This is a genomic window from Caballeronia sp. A2-2 (genome assembly GCF_057612605.2).
The window spans coordinates 833,100-845,823 of the sequence record NZ_CM173618.1; the positions used below are offsets into that span (position 1 = coordinate 833,100).

Below are 12,724 nucleotides of genomic sequence, written 5' to 3' on the forward strand. Positions count from 1 at the left end.
GCAATCGTTTGTCGGTGTCAGAACGCAGATCGTGTGGGACTTTTGGTCCGCGTTATCGGTCGTCACTCGACAGTTGCGTTCGATTGGGATGTAGAAATTCTTGGCAAGCCAATCGAGGGATATGACGCCCGAACGAGGCGTGCGGGACTTTTTAGCCGCGCCGCCGTTTTCGATTGGAATCTAACCCCGCTTGATGCGTGGGAGCATTTAGATCAAGGAGTGGAGCGTGAAATCTGTCATGCAGAGCGAGTATAGCGGCCAGTGTTGCACGCATTGCTGGGATCGCGATCTCGACTAATCCTAAGCCAGCTGCCTTTTTTAGGTCGGCAAGCAGCTCTCTCGTAGAGGCGGACATCTCATCGGGTGCCTCGCGCATCGGCCCTCGCTTTTCCCAAAGCCATTCGGGGCGCACTCGAAGAAAACGTGCAACCCTGAAGACGTGTGCTGCCTTCAGATTTTCGGTGTTCACGTTGCCATGCATCCATTGGGAGACGGCGGAAGGAGATATGCCTGCCTTCGCGGCTAGTTCCTTATTTCCGATGGTTGCCCCTAGCTCAGTCTCGCGAAGCTTAGTCGCATGCAAGAGGCGTCCGACGAAGGTATCCAGATTATCCATTTCAGTAGGCTAAACCTTCGAGTGTAAGCGCACTTCACTTTTTAGGTTAAGTGTGCTTAAATCGATGTATGCGTACCTCTCCGATTGCTGCGGATGCGGCCCACACCATCGATTGCCTTGGCGGAACGAGCGCTGCGGCGCGTTTTTTCGAGATAACGCCCTCTGCTGTTTCGCAGTGGCGTCAAAATGGAATTTGCCGCGTTAGGTTCCAGCTTCTACGTGTCGCAAGGCCTGAGGTGGCTACGACTTCTGGAGCCGATAGTTCACCCGCCACGTAAAGTCGTCTCCTCTGCAATATAGGAGACCTCGTATGAAAACAGTAACCATTGATGGGACGAGCATCGGCAGCGCGTCGAACATCAGCGTCGTCATCGACGGTAAGGTCATTCCCGGCGCTCAATCTGTCAGAACGGTGTTGACAGCCGACGAGCCGCCTGTTGTGAACCTCAAGCTTAGCCTGGGGAAGGACATCAAGACCGAAAACGCCTCGATCATGGTAAGCGATGTAACGATGCCCGAGAGCGTCGAGCACGCACTCTGGGAGTATCTCGCGGCGAGATATGCGCGCGCGATTGACGTAACGAAGCTCAATTCGAAACGCCTTCCCGTGATCGATGTGGCGACGCTCGATGCGAGCGCTCAGGGGGCGGGCAGGGCGACGGGGGGATGTCTTCCGCTGTGGTCGTGATCGAGCAGCGTGCTTGCAGGTAGCGCAGGTGCTTTTCAGCTCCCTGCGCCTCATAGCGTTTAGATCCGCACGATTCGCGTTCCGCTAGGGATGATCTCAAAGATGTCGTTGGTGACAGGTCTTAGCAGCCGCCCATCAATGAGTCTGAATTGCTTTCGTTCCGGCGTTTCTTGCGACCCAAAGGGAGAGGTCTGAGCGTGCTTAAGTGTCGCGACAACTCGGTAGACGTTTCCTTGAGCGTCTCTAGCATGAAAGAGGTCTGTGACCATGCGATTCCTTCAGTGAATAGTCCTGTTGAAGAGTGGCATCCCGTCAAGGTGAAGACGCGACGGAACGCAATACGATCATCGATCGGTGAGCGGTCAGATCAAGTCAGCAAGGATTCAAAAGTCTGGCATGGCGACATCGCTGGTGCGTTGTGAAACTTTTGATTCTACGAGCAAACGTAACCTCGTCTCGTCGAGTAGCAGTTTTATTCAAACAACGGGTTTGCATATTACGCAAGCACTTGGAACTGTTGGTCATTATTTGCGAGGAAAGATGCTCAATCTTCGACTTCAACAAATGCTTAAAGAGGCGACCAGTGAAACACTGGAGCCGGTTACGAAGCAGATCAAGGAGGAAGGGCCGGAGCTTTTCCACATCGAAACGGGAGCGAACGAGACGCTCTCGACATGGACCTTCCTGCTTGAGCCGACGAACGCGCTTCCGATGAAGGGCTTTGTTCGCGCCTGCGAGGAAGTGCCGAAGGCGGCGGTCGCGGCATAACCAGGTACGCAAAATATCGAGCAGCGTTACCGTATCCTCAGGATTAGTAGTACTAATAGAAAGAAAGTGATGGACGAAATTAAAGCGGAGCAAAACCGTGAGCGGGAAGACACGCCCGCTGAGGTTCAAACGACTTCAGGCAACGATGTGCGCCAGCAAGAGCGGAAGAAATGCCTGTCCTGCGGCGCCGATCAGAAAGACGACGGCTCGTTGCTATGCGGCCACTGAGATAACGGGAATGACCGATGGCAAAGAATTCGATTGACGCGTATGGCGCGTCAGGCAAAACAAACCTGCTGTTCTTCGATCCCGAGCGGCTGATGCTCGTGACGGATGTTGCTTCGCCGCTGTATGACCCGCGTGGATTTGCCAGTCAACGAGGATCTCGCTCGGAACATCGACTTCCACGGCGTGTTGCAGCCGATCTCAGTCGTCAAGAACGCGGAGACGGGCGAAACGGAAGTTGCAGTCGGCCGGCAGCGAGTCAAGGCGACGCGACTGGTGAACGAGTGGCGGCGAGCGCGGGGAGAGCCGCCGATCCAGATCCCCGGGCAAGTCTATCGGGGCGAGAGACGCACGGCGCTGACCGCGATCATCAGCGAGAACGAGCTGCGGGAGGCTGACACGCCGCTTGGTCGCGCCGAGAAGATGCGGCGTGTCATGGCGTTCGGCTATAGCGAGGCGGAGGTGGCGACGATCTTCGGATGCTCGGCCGCCACAGTGCGCGCTACGGTTGCGCTGCTCGATTGCTGCGCTGATGTGCGCAAGGCGGTCGAGAGCGCGCGCATCAACGTCACTCATGCCCGTCGACTTTCCAAGCTTCCCCCGGCGCAGCAACGCGAGAAGGTTCAGGAACTGGTTGCCGCAGGGGCTAACGTCGCCGGGCATGCACGCGCTCGCGCTCAACGCGAGGCACTCGGCGAACGCACGCCCCGGATGCGAAGCCGCAAACAGATCGCAGACGAATTGGAGGCATCGTCGGGCGAGCGAGCTGAAGCCTTGCGCTGGGTGCTCAACCTGAATCAGGAGAGTGACGAGTGACGGCATTGAATCATTGCCCGCTTCTCGTGAGGCGCGGTCCAGAGCAAAACGCCGGCGGTGCGCTGCCGTGCGGTCACGACAACGGCATGTGAGGTCATCCATGAACGACATTGCAAAGATCAAAGGGCCGACGATGTCGAGCCGCGAAATTGCCGAATTGACCGGCAAAGAGCACCGCAACGTACTCGCTGACATTCGCAAGATGCTGCCCGAGCTTGGGAAAGCTGCTGCTGACTTTTCAGCAGCAGCAAAAATTGCAGGTCCAAATGGTTCGGTCCGAGAACTCGAGATTTTCGAGCTTCCGAAGCGGGAGACGTTGATCCTCGTATCCGGCTACAACATTCAGATGCGCGCCCGGATCATCGATCGATGGACGGAGCTCGAAACACGCACACAACCCTCGCTGTCTCAATCAAAACTCGCTGGCGAGATCGCGATCGCTGAATGTTTCGCGAGACTCCTCAAGCCGTCGCCGTCGAGCCAAGTCGCCATGCTGGCGCACATCGCGAAGAACCATGGGCTTGAGCCTGCCTTTTTGTCGGCCTACGTCGTCGATGGAGCATGCGATTCCACGTCCGGGAGCTCGATGGAAACGAAGCCGCTGACAGACTTGCTCGTCGCACATGGCATCTCGATCTCGGCGCGAACCTACAACCGCCTCTTGGCTGACGCGGGCATGCAAGTGGAGCGAACGCGTCGCAGCTCGTCGTCCCGCGCGGTGAACGGGACGAAGCGGTTCTGGGCGATAACGGAAACCGGCCTGCTGTACGGCAAGAACATCACCAACCCGAATAGCCCGCGCGAGACGCAGCCTCATTGGTACGTTGATCGGTTCGCCGATCTGCATGCGCTCGTCTCGTCGCGAGTCGTTGGAGCCTCAGCGTGAGTATCAAAGTTCAAACAATGGTCTGGGATCGTTACCCGGGCGAGGATCACGAGCTCCTACTCGCGCTGAAGCTCGCGGACTACTGCGACGACAACGGTGAGCATATCTTTCCGAGCATCGAGACGTTGGCCTTAAAGACTCGTCGTTCAGCACGCGCGGTTCAGTATCAGATAAAGAGTATGGTCCAGCGCGGTTGGTTGGTTCAGGTCGCGAACGCCAGCGGCGGTCGAGGAAAGACCTGCGAGTACCGCATCAATCCCGATTGGATAAACGGTGCAGAGATTGCACCCATTATCGGTGCCGTAAAGGGTGCAACGGATGCATCGTTTCCAAAGGGTGCAAGGGATGCATCGTTTCCAAAGGGTGCAAGGGATGCACCCAATACAAAGGGTGCAATACGCGACAAAAAGGGTGCAACGAACGACGTAAAGGGTGCAACGAGCGACAGTAAAGGGTGCAATGGGTTGCACCCGATTCACCAAGAACCATCCGAACCATCAGAGAACCACCAACCCGCGCGACGTGCGTCGCGAGTTGCGTGGCATGAGCAGATCCGAAAACGCGAACTGCCGGACAGCATCTCGGTCGATGTCTGGGCGATGTGGTGCGAGCACCGTGAGGCGAAGCACAAGGACGCGCCATGGACGCTTGCCGCTGCAGCCATTTCGGTCAAACGTTTGCTCGCACTGGCTGCTGGCGGCCAGCCGCCCGATGTGACGGTCGAGGAATCGGTGCTGCGCGGTTGGACTGGCCTTTTCCCGGTGAAGGCACAGACCATCATGTCGACGCCACCAGGCGGCGCGCACCCGCTTGCGGCGGACTGGTGGCGCACGTCGAGCGGCATTGAGGCGCGCGGCAAGCAACTGGGCATGCAGCAGGGCGAGGGCGAAGCGTTCATGCGCTTCAAGGCCCGCGTGTTCAAGGCAGCGGGCCCAGGCGAATGGATGGAGGACATGCTGCGCACCGTGGGTCGCGAGAGTGAGGAGCACTACGAGCAGCTCTACGCGTACTTCAATGACATCCCGCGCGATAGGAACGGCAACACGGAGGCGGCATGAACACCTGCCACACCTGCAAATACGTCATGGAGAAAGCCGGTCATGAGCGCATGCATCGCCGCGGCTTTCGCAACTGTGCATGGCTGCCCGACTGGCAATACGTGTCCGGTCGCTCGCCTTGCCGCATCAACCCGATTCGTTGGAGTCAAAAGTCGTGAATGCACAAAAGCTTGCCCGAGCTGTCCTGTTTGACGTGTTGCTCGCCGTCTGCCTGTACCTGTGGATCTCGCGCGGTAACGATCTGGCACGTGACGTCGCCCTCGCCTACCTCATCGTCATGGCCGAAATCATGTGGATTGCAGCCGTGCTGGTGCCTGCGAAGGATTACGAGCACGGTTATCCCGTGAACGCGTTCTACGACTTCGTGTCGACGACGGCCATCATCGGCATTCTCGCTTGGCGGGGCGAATTCATCGTCGCGCTGTTGCTTGGGATCCCGTATGCACTCACCCTTGTGAAGCGGGAGGTGGCCGCAGCATGGTGAAGCGTTCCACATCCTGGCCGGTGCACGTGCCGGCGGGAACGAAGGTCGTTGGCACGGCGCGCGTGCGCGAGGACATGACGGTTGGCCGCGACTCGCAGCAGCGGGCGCTGGCGAAGAAGTTCGGCACGCAGCCCAACAGCGAGGTCGACGAGATCATGTCTTGCGCCGAGCCGGCCGTATCGCTCGCGCCAGTGCCGGCGGCGCGCGGGACCGCGACACAGCGAGAGGCCGCGACAGAAAAGCTGCAAGCGCTTGGACGACTACGCGACGGCGAGCGGAACGCCACCGAGCGTCGCTATGAGGCGCATCTCGAAGAGCAACGGCGCGCCGGCGAGATCGAGTGGTACATGTTCGAGGGTATCAAGCTCAAGCTCGCACGGCGGACTTTTCTGACTGTTGATTACGTGGTGCTGTCAGCGTCGGGGCTATTAGAAATGCACGACGTGAAGGGTGCGCGCGCCATTTTCAGCGATGACGCCAAGGTCAAGATGAAGGTCGCCGCATGGATCTTTCCCCTCGTGTTCAAGGTGGCGTACCCGAGGAAGGCTAGGGATGGCGGCGGGTGGGATATCGAGGAGATCCGATGAGTCATTGCTCGAGCACCGATGCGCGCGAAGTAGCAAGAGGCATGCGTTGTCTGATCCGCATACCAACGAGCACCACGTGGCACACATACCGAGGGCGCAACGGGAAGCGGTATGCGTGGGAGCGGTGGCAGATGAGCGTCGAATTCGAGACGACGGTGTACAGGCTTGCATTGCCACACGCGCAAAGTGAGATCGATCCCTTTGTGTGGGTCGATGCGTGGATCCCGGAGGAGCGGCGCTCGGACATTCCGATTCTTGACCTGGCGTGGATCGCGCCTGGCGTATATCGCACCCGAGCGTCGATCAAGAAAAACCGCAAAACCCTCGCGAATTTTCTGGCGAGCGGCTTGAAGGAAATGGACGTCAAGGAGGTGGCGTGAGCGCGGGCAGATATCAGATGGCGTTGCGAGGTCAGTCCTCGATCGCGAGGAAGGTGTTCGAGATGGTGCCGATGCAGGAGAGTTGGTCGCGCAATGAGATTGCGATGCACTTGAGGCGCACGACTAAGAGCTCACTCGATATCGCGGTGCTCGACGGATGCTTGCGGCGATTGCAGGACGCAGGCCTGGTTCGGGAGAAGTCCAGAGGGCGCTTTCAGCGTGTGGAAGTCAGAGAAAACGAGCACATCGTGACGGCAGCAGCAAAACAGGTTGAACCCAGCGCGGCAGACAGCGAGCCGAGCCAGTCGGCGCTCGACATTCTGTCCGTTCTTTCCGGTCGTGCGCGTAAGCTCGCCGAGGATCTGACGGAGCTGGCTTCAGACATGGAGACCGCGGCGCTGACGATCGAACAGCGGCGAGCGGAGGACACCGCCGACCTGGACAAGCTGCGCCAGTTTCACGCGCTCTTCAAAGGCCTTGCATAGGAGGTGGGTATGTTACTCGACATCGTTGATTCGCCGCGCGCGCGTGCTGACGCTCGTGTCTTGCGCCGAAGCGTTTGCGCGGTTCCCGAGATCGCGGTTAAGCCGACCAAGGTTCTGTTCCTCGACATTGACGGCGTGCTCAACAGTCACCGCTCCGCCGGCGCCTTCGGCGGCTATCCGGGCAGCTTCACCGAGGTGGATCTCGCGCGCTTCGATTGGGTGGCGGTCGGATTGATTCGCCGGCTGTGTGCTCACGAGGGCGCGTCGATCGTGCTGTCGTCGTCGTGGCGCCTCAGTCACGACAGTGTGCGGCAATGCGCTCGGGGTCTTAATCTGCCAATCGTCGACAAGACGCCCGCACTGCCCGGCGTAAGGGGTGAGGAGATCCAGGCGTGGCTAGACCGCCATCCGGAGGTCACGCATTGGGCAATCGTCGACGACAACAGCGACATGCTGGCGTCGCAAGCCGAACACTTCGTACAGACCAGCGAAGAAGACGGGTTGTCGTTCTCCGACGCCGCGGCGCTCGCGCGCATCCTGCGCGGCGAGCTTGGAGGCGTGCATCGCAACGCGCTGATCTGGGAGGACATGTGAGCGATCATCTTTGCCGGCGCTTTTACGCGTGCCGATTTTGCGCGTGTTCTGCGGATGAGCGAAAGTGTAAAAGCGGTCTGGGACATTCGCCGTGTGAAGCGGCTTCGCCATGAAGACGCCGCACACGCGCTGTGCGCGAGGAACCCGTGTTCGCGTGGTGCTTCGCAATGGAGACATCATCGTCGATCGTTTTGTTGAGCGGACGGGCAAATTCATCGTGCTTGCCAAGCACCGGATTCGCGGCGGCGAATTGAAGTCGTTCGGGATTTATCGAGAGGCGAGCCGGTGAGCTATCAGTTATTTCGTGTTGGGAAACGCTGGCATTTCCGGTTCCAGGTGAACGGTGCGCGTGTGCAGCGCAGCACCCGCGAGAGCGTCAAGCACAAGGCCGAAGCTGTGGCCGCACGCGCGTATAACGACGCCAAGCTATGGTCGAGAGGCCGCGAGCCTGTTCCGACGCTACGAGAGCTGTTTCTCAAATGGATTGCAGCGAACGAGCCGATCGTGAGCGGCGTGCACATCAAGTCGATGCAAACCGTTGCGCGTTTGCATCTTTACGCGCTCGGCGACGTCTCGGTAGACAGCCTGACCAATGAAGCTATCGAGCAGGCGCGCGTTGAACATCTGAAGACTCATAGCCGCGCGAGCGCGAATCATTGGCTCAAGTCGATCAAGGTCGTGTGCAATTGGGCGGTTCGGCGAAAGATCCTGCCGATGGTTCCCTGGTCGGTGAAGCTGATCAAATTGCAGAAGAGGCCGCGCACGACGTTGCCGGCGTCGATGGCTGCGAAGTGGCTGAGTGAGGTAGATGCGGCTACTCGGCAGCCGGGCGTGTCGATCGCGGTGCGCTTGATGCTCGGGCTGGGCTTGCGGGAGTTCGAGACCATCACGGCGCGCTGGGAGTGGCTCGACTGGGAGCGCGGCACCTATACCCCAGGTCGGACCAAAGGGCGCGAGGCGGACCCCGTACCCGTGCCGCAGTGGATGCTCGACTATCTGCAACCCATGCGCCAAGCACATGGACTGATCGTCACGCGCAAGCGCGGGGAGGCGTTCAAGCCGGGTTTTACGCGTCGAGCAATGTTCGCCGCGAACGCCGCGTGTGAAGTGGTGGGTCTCACGCCGCACCGGCTGCGAGGAACGTACGCCACGCTGCTGAGCGAACAGGGCGTTCCCATCCAAACGATCAGGCGTGTGATGCGCCACAAGGATCCGCGCACGACGATGGTGTACCTGGAAGCTGACCTCGGCTCGGTTATCGATGCGCAAGCCCGACTGAGCGAGAAGATGGGCTTGGCCGAAGCATCAAAACCTGAAGTGAGTGGCGAGAAAGTGGCGACGTGCATCGCGCAAAGCCGCGTGGCGACTGAGTTTGCAAATTCCTGTGTGTCATCCGCTCAAAATGCCGACGACGAAACGCACAGCATCACAAGGTCGACAAGATGAGCGCGTACACCTACATTGAGATGTCTGCTATTCCGCGGCCGCTCTTGCAGATGGCCGTGCGACGCGTGGAGGAATTGCAGACTTGGATCTCCATTCCCGGTTGCCCATTCGCTGGAGTCGAGGAAGAAGGCGAGGTTCAGTTGCCGTATCCGCGAAATCGAGAGCTGCGCGAGCAGTTGGTGGCATGGTTGGATCACTGGAACATTCCCTACGGGGTCGAACGCTAGCGGGCTGAAGGAATATGCTATGAACGAACAAGAGTTGAGTGTTGATGCGCGAAACGCTGCGGACAACAGGGCACATCGGTGGGTCGCTTGGTGCCTGACGCGTCGCATCTTCGCACCGTACGTGAAGTCCAATGTACTTGCGCGTCTTCAGCCTTTCCGGCGGTCGCCGGCTGAGGAGCCGGACTCGTTTTTGGATCCCGAGATGTCATTCCTTAATATGGCCATTCATTCGCTGTGTGAGCAGGGCGACTGCGCGCACGAGGCCGAGTGCTTCCTTGGAATCTACTGGTACAACGCGAATATCAAGGCTTTGGCGCGAGAGCAAAACTGCGCGCGTGGCACGATCTATAACCGCGCTCGACGCTTTGTGGTACGCGCCGAATCCCTCAGTAAATCAATCCGCCGAGTGAGTGAAAGCCTCATGTCCGAAAGGTGTTCAAGAAGAATTGAACAAAATAGTTCTACTGTCGATTGAACACTTTGAGCTAAAATCGGCCCTTAATCGATAGGCTGCATCATTGTCTTCAAAGCCCGCATGGTTTATACCGTGCGGGCTTTTTCATTGGCGTATTGCATGCCCGATAGCCTCATTCGAGGCTAGTTCATGGATCACTCTGTTGCAAGTTGCGAATGTCAAAGCTCCGAATGCTCAAGCCTCGACTGGCAAATGCGAAGGCAAGTCGGTTGACAGTGCTGGATGTGAAAGCCGGGTCCACGCCGCGCATTCGTGGGCGCAGATGGATGACGACGCGCATGCGCATCGCTGGGCGTGACAACCTCTGCTGCGCCGATTGCGGTCGCGTTTGGAACCACCGCATCGATCACGTCGATCATCGTGTCCCGCTTGAAGTGGGCGGCAGCAACGACGATGCAAACCTGCAATTGCTGTGCGTCGAATGCCATGCGCGTAAGTCGGCAGCGGAGACTGCAGAGCGCGTTGGATGGTGAGCTGCGAGAGGAGCGAAGGGGGAGGGGGTATCGCAAGTCTGGAGACTTTTGGGCGCGGACACAGGCTATCCCCTCACGCGCAGAATTTTTTCCCCTTTTACGGAAGTTGCTAATGTTGCTAACTAAGAAGCAACGGCTGTTCGTAGAGGCGTATCTCGTTGACGGAAAAGGGAAAAACGCCGCGATCGCGGCCGGATACAGCGCGCGAAGTGCTAACGTCGAAGCAAGCAGGTTGCTAAAGAACCCGCGAATCATTGCGGAGCTGGAGCGGCGCAAAAAGTTGCTTCAACTTGGCGCGCAGGTCGCGCCCGAGTTGAAGAAAGGGGCGCAAGCTGCGGGCTTTGATGTGAGCGTCGCGTTCACCACTAAGGATGCCCTCGATTTCTTGGTTGCATCGTTTAATGACCCGATGACTGAGCCGAGGTTGCGGATCGACGCGGCGAAAGCGGTGCTTCCGTATCAGCGTGCCAAGAAAGGTGAGGGTGGCAAGAAGCAGGAGCAGCAGGAGGCAGCGAAGAAGGCCGCATCCAAATTCGGGGCGCCTCCGCCTGCACCCCGCCTCGCAGCGAGCGGGGGTAAGAAGCTGTGACCCCGGAGGAAGAGGACATCGTTCTCGATTGGGTCACGTCGTGTACGGATTGGGGTGCTCGGCTGAAGGATGGCCGCACGATCATCCCGCCGCCCATCTTTGCCGAGGAGGCAGAGTACGCGCTATCAATCTTCAAGGCGCTGAAGATCGTTGACGCGCCCGGTTCGCCCTCGTTTGGCGAGGCATCGGCGCAGTGGGTGTTCGATCTGGTGGCGTCGATCTTCGGTGCGTATGACCGAGGGAACAATCGGCGGCTGATTATCGAATGGTTTGTGTGCCTGCCGAAGAAAAACAGTAAGTCGACGCTTGCGGCGGGCATCATGATGACTGCGATGCTGGTTAATCAGCGCCAGTCAGCGGAGTTCGCCATTCTCGCGCCCACGATTGAAGTCGCAAATAACAGCTTCGCGCCATCGCGGGACATGGTGAAGCACGAAGAGGAACTTGAGCCGATCTTCCAAGTTCAGGTGCACGTGAAGACGATCACGCACCGCATCACGGGCGCGACGCTCAAGGTCGTGGCGGCGGATGCCAACACGGTATCGGGCAAGAAGTCGGTCGGCACGCTCGTTGACGAGCTATGGTTGTTTGGAAAGATGGCGAACGCAGAAGACATGCTGCGTGAAGCCATTGGCGGTCTCGCTGCCCGGCCTGAGGGTTTTGTTATTTACCTGACTACACAGTCGAACGAGCCACCGGCAGGCGTATTCGCCAAGAAGTTGCAATACGCGCGAGATATTCGCGACGGCAAGATCATCGACAAGCAGTTCGTACCGGTTATCTATGAGCACCCGCCGGAAATGGTGCGCTCGAAGGACCATCTGAAAGTTGAAAACTTGGCGATGGTCAATCCGAACTTCGGATTCTCGGTCGATCAGGCATTTTTGGAGCGCGAATTCCGCAAGGCACGCGAAGAGGGCGAAGAGTCGTTCCGGGGTTTCCTCGCGAAGCACGCCAACGTAGAGATCGGCCTTGCATTGCGGTCAGATCGCTGGGCGGCGGCGGAATTCTGGGAGGCAGCAGCGCTTGCATCGGGGCTCACGCTCGTGGAGCTGATGGACCGTTGCGAGGTAATCGACGTGGGGATCGACGGCGGGGGTCTTGATGACTTGCTTGGTCTCGCGGTGGTTGGCCGAGAGAAAGAGACGCGCAACTGGCTCGCGTGGACACACGCCTGGGCGCATCCGTCAGTCCTTGAGCGTCGAAAAGGAATTGCCTCGCGCTTGCGCGATTTCGAAAGCGATGGCGATTTGACGATGGTTGCGCAGATCGGCGACGACGTTCGGGACGTCGCCGACATCGTTTCGACAATCTATTACGCTGGGCTGCTCGACAAGGTCGGGGCGGACCCGGCCGGCATAGGGAGTGTGCTCGATGCGCTGGCAGAGGTGGGCATTCCGGAAGAGAAGGTGATAGGCATTTCACAGGGCTGGAAGCTATCTGGTGCGATCAAGACAGCAGAGCGGCGTCTTGCTATTGCGAGCGGCTTTAAGGCAGACGCACAGGGTCCGACGCCTGATGGCGTGCTCTTGCACGGCGGTCAGCCGCTTATGGCGTGGTGTGTGGGGAATGCACGCGTCGTGCCTGTTGGCAACGCCGTGAATATTACGAAGCAGGCCAGCGGCATAGGGAAGATCGACCCGTTGATGGCGCTGTTCAACGCCGTGACGCTAATGTCGCTCAATCCTGCGGCGCTCTACGGCGGCTCAGTGTATGACCAGGGGGTAGGTGTTTGAATGCAATTAGTGTTGCGGCATGGGTGGCCGGAGTGCTCGGGTTTGGGCTGCTGGTGGCGGGCGTAGTGCTGATTAGCGTGCCGGCCGGATTCATCGTAGCCGGCCTGTCTTTGTTGTTCTGGGCCTTCCTGGCCGACCGGGCTGCTGCGCGCATTGCGCAGATGGCGCTGGCGACCCAAGCAAAGGAGTAG

Annotated in this window: 21 protein-coding genes; 20 read left to right on the forward strand and 1 reads right to left on the reverse strand. The window is 58.9% G+C overall.

Annotated features, from left to right (window positions below; all coding sequences use genetic code 11):
- Nucleotides 1-151: 151 nt before the first annotated feature.
- Nucleotides 152-616 (reverse strand): helix-turn-helix domain-containing protein, encoded by a 465-nt coding sequence (locus ACZCWR_RS27380; protein ID WP_487304820.1) that lies wholly within the window; start codon nt 614-616, stop codon nt 152-154.
- A 310-nt stretch (nt 617-926) separates the two neighbouring features.
- Here ACZCWR_RS27380 and ACZCWR_RS27385 point away from each other — a divergent pair, with 310 nt between their 5' ends.
- The 20 genes from ACZCWR_RS27385 to ACZCWR_RS27480 all read left to right on the forward strand — a co-directional run bounded on the left by ACZCWR_RS27385 (nt 927) and on the right by ACZCWR_RS27480 (nt 12,724).
- Nucleotides 927-1,304 carry a hypothetical protein gene (locus tag ACZCWR_RS27385; protein WP_487304821.1) on the forward strand — a complete coding sequence of 126 codons (378 nt, stop codon included), beginning with the start codon at nt 927-929 and terminating at the stop codon, nt 1,302-1,304.
- A gap of 396 nt (nt 1,305-1,700) precedes the next feature.
- Complete coding sequence (locus tag ACZCWR_RS27390; protein ID WP_487304822.1) at nt 1,701-2,072, forward strand: hypothetical protein; 372 nt, start codon at nt 1,701-1,703, stop codon at nt 2,070-2,072.
- Between the two features lie 69 nt (nt 2,073-2,141).
- Complete coding sequence (locus ACZCWR_RS27395) at nt 2,142-2,300, forward strand: hypothetical protein (RefSeq protein WP_487304823.1); 159 nt, start codon at nt 2,142-2,144, stop codon at nt 2,298-2,300.
- Nucleotides 2,301-2,423: 123 nt separating this feature from the next.
- Complete coding sequence (locus tag ACZCWR_RS27400) at nt 2,424-3,113, forward strand: ParB/RepB/Spo0J family partition protein (RefSeq protein WP_488876496.1); 690 nt, start codon at nt 2,424-2,426, stop codon at nt 3,111-3,113.
- 100 nt (nt 3,114-3,213) lie between these two features.
- On the forward strand, nt 3,214-3,999 hold the full coding sequence (locus ACZCWR_RS27405) for a Rha family transcriptional regulator (protein WP_487304824.1): 786 nt from the start codon (nt 3,214-3,216) through the stop codon (nt 3,997-3,999).
- Nucleotides 3,996-5,057, forward strand: coding sequence for a helix-turn-helix domain-containing protein (locus ACZCWR_RS27410; protein WP_487304825.1), 1,062 nt, complete (start codon nt 3,996-3,998; stop codon nt 5,055-5,057). The genes ACZCWR_RS27405 and ACZCWR_RS27410 overlap by 4 nt, the downstream gene beginning before the upstream one ends.
- Nucleotides 5,054-5,215, forward strand: a complete 162-nt coding sequence (locus ACZCWR_RS27415; protein ID WP_487304826.1) for a hypothetical protein — start codon at nt 5,054-5,056, stop codon at nt 5,213-5,215. The genes ACZCWR_RS27410 and ACZCWR_RS27415 overlap by 4 nt, the downstream gene beginning before the upstream one ends.
- Nucleotides 5,212-5,541, forward strand: a complete 330-nt coding sequence (locus ACZCWR_RS27420; protein ID WP_487304827.1) for a hypothetical protein — start codon at nt 5,212-5,214, stop codon at nt 5,539-5,541. The genes ACZCWR_RS27415 and ACZCWR_RS27420 overlap by 4 nt, the downstream gene beginning before the upstream one ends.
- On the forward strand, nt 5,535-6,128 hold the full coding sequence (locus tag ACZCWR_RS27425; protein ID WP_488876497.1) for a hypothetical protein: 594 nt from the start codon (nt 5,535-5,537) through the stop codon (nt 6,126-6,128). Before ACZCWR_RS27420 ends, ACZCWR_RS27425 begins: the two co-directional genes overlap by 7 nt.
- A 131-nt stretch (nt 6,129-6,259) precedes the next feature.
- On the forward strand, nt 6,260-6,508 hold the full coding sequence (locus ACZCWR_RS27430; protein WP_487304828.1) for a hypothetical protein: 249 nt from the start codon (nt 6,260-6,262) through the stop codon (nt 6,506-6,508).
- On the forward strand, nt 6,505-6,993 hold the full coding sequence (locus ACZCWR_RS27435; protein ID WP_487304829.1) for a hypothetical protein: 489 nt from the start codon (nt 6,505-6,507) through the stop codon (nt 6,991-6,993). The genes ACZCWR_RS27430 and ACZCWR_RS27435 overlap by 4 nt, the downstream gene beginning before the upstream one ends.
- 9 nt (nt 6,994-7,002) lie before the next feature.
- Entirely contained in the window at nt 7,003-7,587 is a 585-nt protein-coding gene (locus ACZCWR_RS27440; RefSeq protein ID WP_487304830.1) for an HAD domain-containing protein, read from the forward strand.
- A 109-nt stretch (nt 7,588-7,696) separates the two neighbouring features.
- Entirely contained in the window at nt 7,697-7,876 is a 180-nt protein-coding gene (locus ACZCWR_RS27445) for a hypothetical protein (RefSeq protein ID WP_487304831.1), read from the forward strand.
- Nucleotides 7,873-9,033: a tyrosine-type recombinase/integrase gene (locus ACZCWR_RS27450; protein ID WP_487304832.1), complete on the forward strand. Its 1,161-nt coding sequence runs from the start codon at nt 7,873-7,875 to the stop codon at nt 9,031-9,033. Before ACZCWR_RS27445 ends, ACZCWR_RS27450 begins: the two co-directional genes overlap by 4 nt.
- Entirely contained in the window at nt 9,030-9,260 is a 231-nt protein-coding gene (locus ACZCWR_RS27455; protein WP_487300315.1) for a hypothetical protein, read from the forward strand. The genes ACZCWR_RS27450 and ACZCWR_RS27455 overlap by 4 nt, the downstream gene beginning before the upstream one ends.
- A gap of 19 nt (nt 9,261-9,279) precedes the next feature.
- Entirely contained in the window at nt 9,280-9,735 is a 456-nt protein-coding gene (locus ACZCWR_RS27460) for a hypothetical protein (RefSeq protein WP_487300316.1), read from the forward strand.
- A gap of 278 nt (nt 9,736-10,013) precedes the next feature.
- Nucleotides 10,014-10,208, forward strand: a complete 195-nt coding sequence (locus ACZCWR_RS27465) for an HNH endonuclease (protein ID WP_487303284.1) — start codon at nt 10,014-10,016, stop codon at nt 10,206-10,208.
- A gap of 112 nt (nt 10,209-10,320) precedes the next feature.
- Entirely contained in the window at nt 10,321-10,797 is a 477-nt protein-coding gene (locus ACZCWR_RS27470) for a terminase small subunit (protein WP_487304833.1), read from the forward strand.
- Entirely contained in the window at nt 10,794-12,533 is a 1,740-nt protein-coding gene (locus tag ACZCWR_RS27475) for a terminase large subunit (RefSeq protein WP_488876498.1), read from the forward strand. The genes ACZCWR_RS27470 and ACZCWR_RS27475 overlap by 4 nt, the downstream gene beginning before the upstream one ends.
- Nucleotides 12,530-12,724: a hypothetical protein gene (locus tag ACZCWR_RS27480; protein ID WP_487304834.1), complete on the forward strand. Its 195-nt coding sequence runs from the start codon at nt 12,530-12,532 to the stop codon at nt 12,722-12,724. The genes ACZCWR_RS27475 and ACZCWR_RS27480 overlap by 4 nt, the downstream gene beginning before the upstream one ends.

Excerpts from the sequence above, each read along its gene's own strand:
- ACZCWR_RS27405 (WP_487304824.1), top strand. The coding sequence starts at position 3,214 with ATGAACGACATTGCAAAGATCAAAGGGCCGACGATGTCGAGCCGCGAA.
- ACZCWR_RS27440 (WP_487304830.1), top strand. The coding sequence starts at position 7,003 with ATGTTACTCGACATCGTTGATTCGCCGCGCGCGCGTGCTGACGCTCGT.
- ACZCWR_RS27470 (WP_487304833.1), top strand. The coding sequence starts at position 10,321 with ATGTTGCTAACTAAGAAGCAACGGCTGTTCGTAGAGGCGTATCTCGTT.
- ACZCWR_RS27465 (WP_487303284.1), top strand. The coding sequence starts at position 10,014 with ATGCGCATCGCTGGGCGTGACAACCTCTGCTGCGCCGATTGCGGTCGC.
- ACZCWR_RS27395 (WP_487304823.1), top strand. The coding sequence starts at position 2,142 with ATGGACGAAATTAAAGCGGAGCAAAACCGTGAGCGGGAAGACACGCCC.
- ACZCWR_RS27445 (WP_487304831.1), top strand. The coding sequence starts at position 7,697 with ATGAAGACGCCGCACACGCGCTGTGCGCGAGGAACCCGTGTTCGCGTG.
- ACZCWR_RS27415 (WP_487304826.1), top strand. The coding sequence starts at position 5,054 with ATGAACACCTGCCACACCTGCAAATACGTCATGGAGAAAGCCGGTCAT.
- ACZCWR_RS27400 (WP_488876496.1), top strand. The coding sequence starts at position 2,424 with ATGACCCGCGTGGATTTGCCAGTCAACGAGGATCTCGCTCGGAACATC.
- ACZCWR_RS27455 (WP_487300315.1), top strand. The coding sequence starts at position 9,030 with ATGAGCGCGTACACCTACATTGAGATGTCTGCTATTCCGCGGCCGCTC.
- ACZCWR_RS27385 (WP_487304821.1), top strand. The coding sequence starts at position 927 with ATGAAAACAGTAACCATTGATGGGACGAGCATCGGCAGCGCGTCGAAC.
- ACZCWR_RS27425 (WP_488876497.1), top strand. The coding sequence starts at position 5,535 with ATGGTGAAGCGTTCCACATCCTGGCCGGTGCACGTGCCGGCGGGAACG.
- ACZCWR_RS27390 (WP_487304822.1), top strand. The coding sequence starts at position 1,701 with ATGGCGACATCGCTGGTGCGTTGTGAAACTTTTGATTCTACGAGCAAA.
- ACZCWR_RS27460 (WP_487300316.1), top strand. The coding sequence starts at position 9,280 with ATGAACGAACAAGAGTTGAGTGTTGATGCGCGAAACGCTGCGGACAAC.
- ACZCWR_RS27430 (WP_487304828.1), top strand. The coding sequence starts at position 6,260 with ATGAGCGTCGAATTCGAGACGACGGTGTACAGGCTTGCATTGCCACAC.
- ACZCWR_RS27380 (WP_487304820.1), bottom strand. The coding sequence starts at position 616 with ATGGATAATCTGGATACCTTCGTCGGACGCCTCTTGCATGCGACTAAG.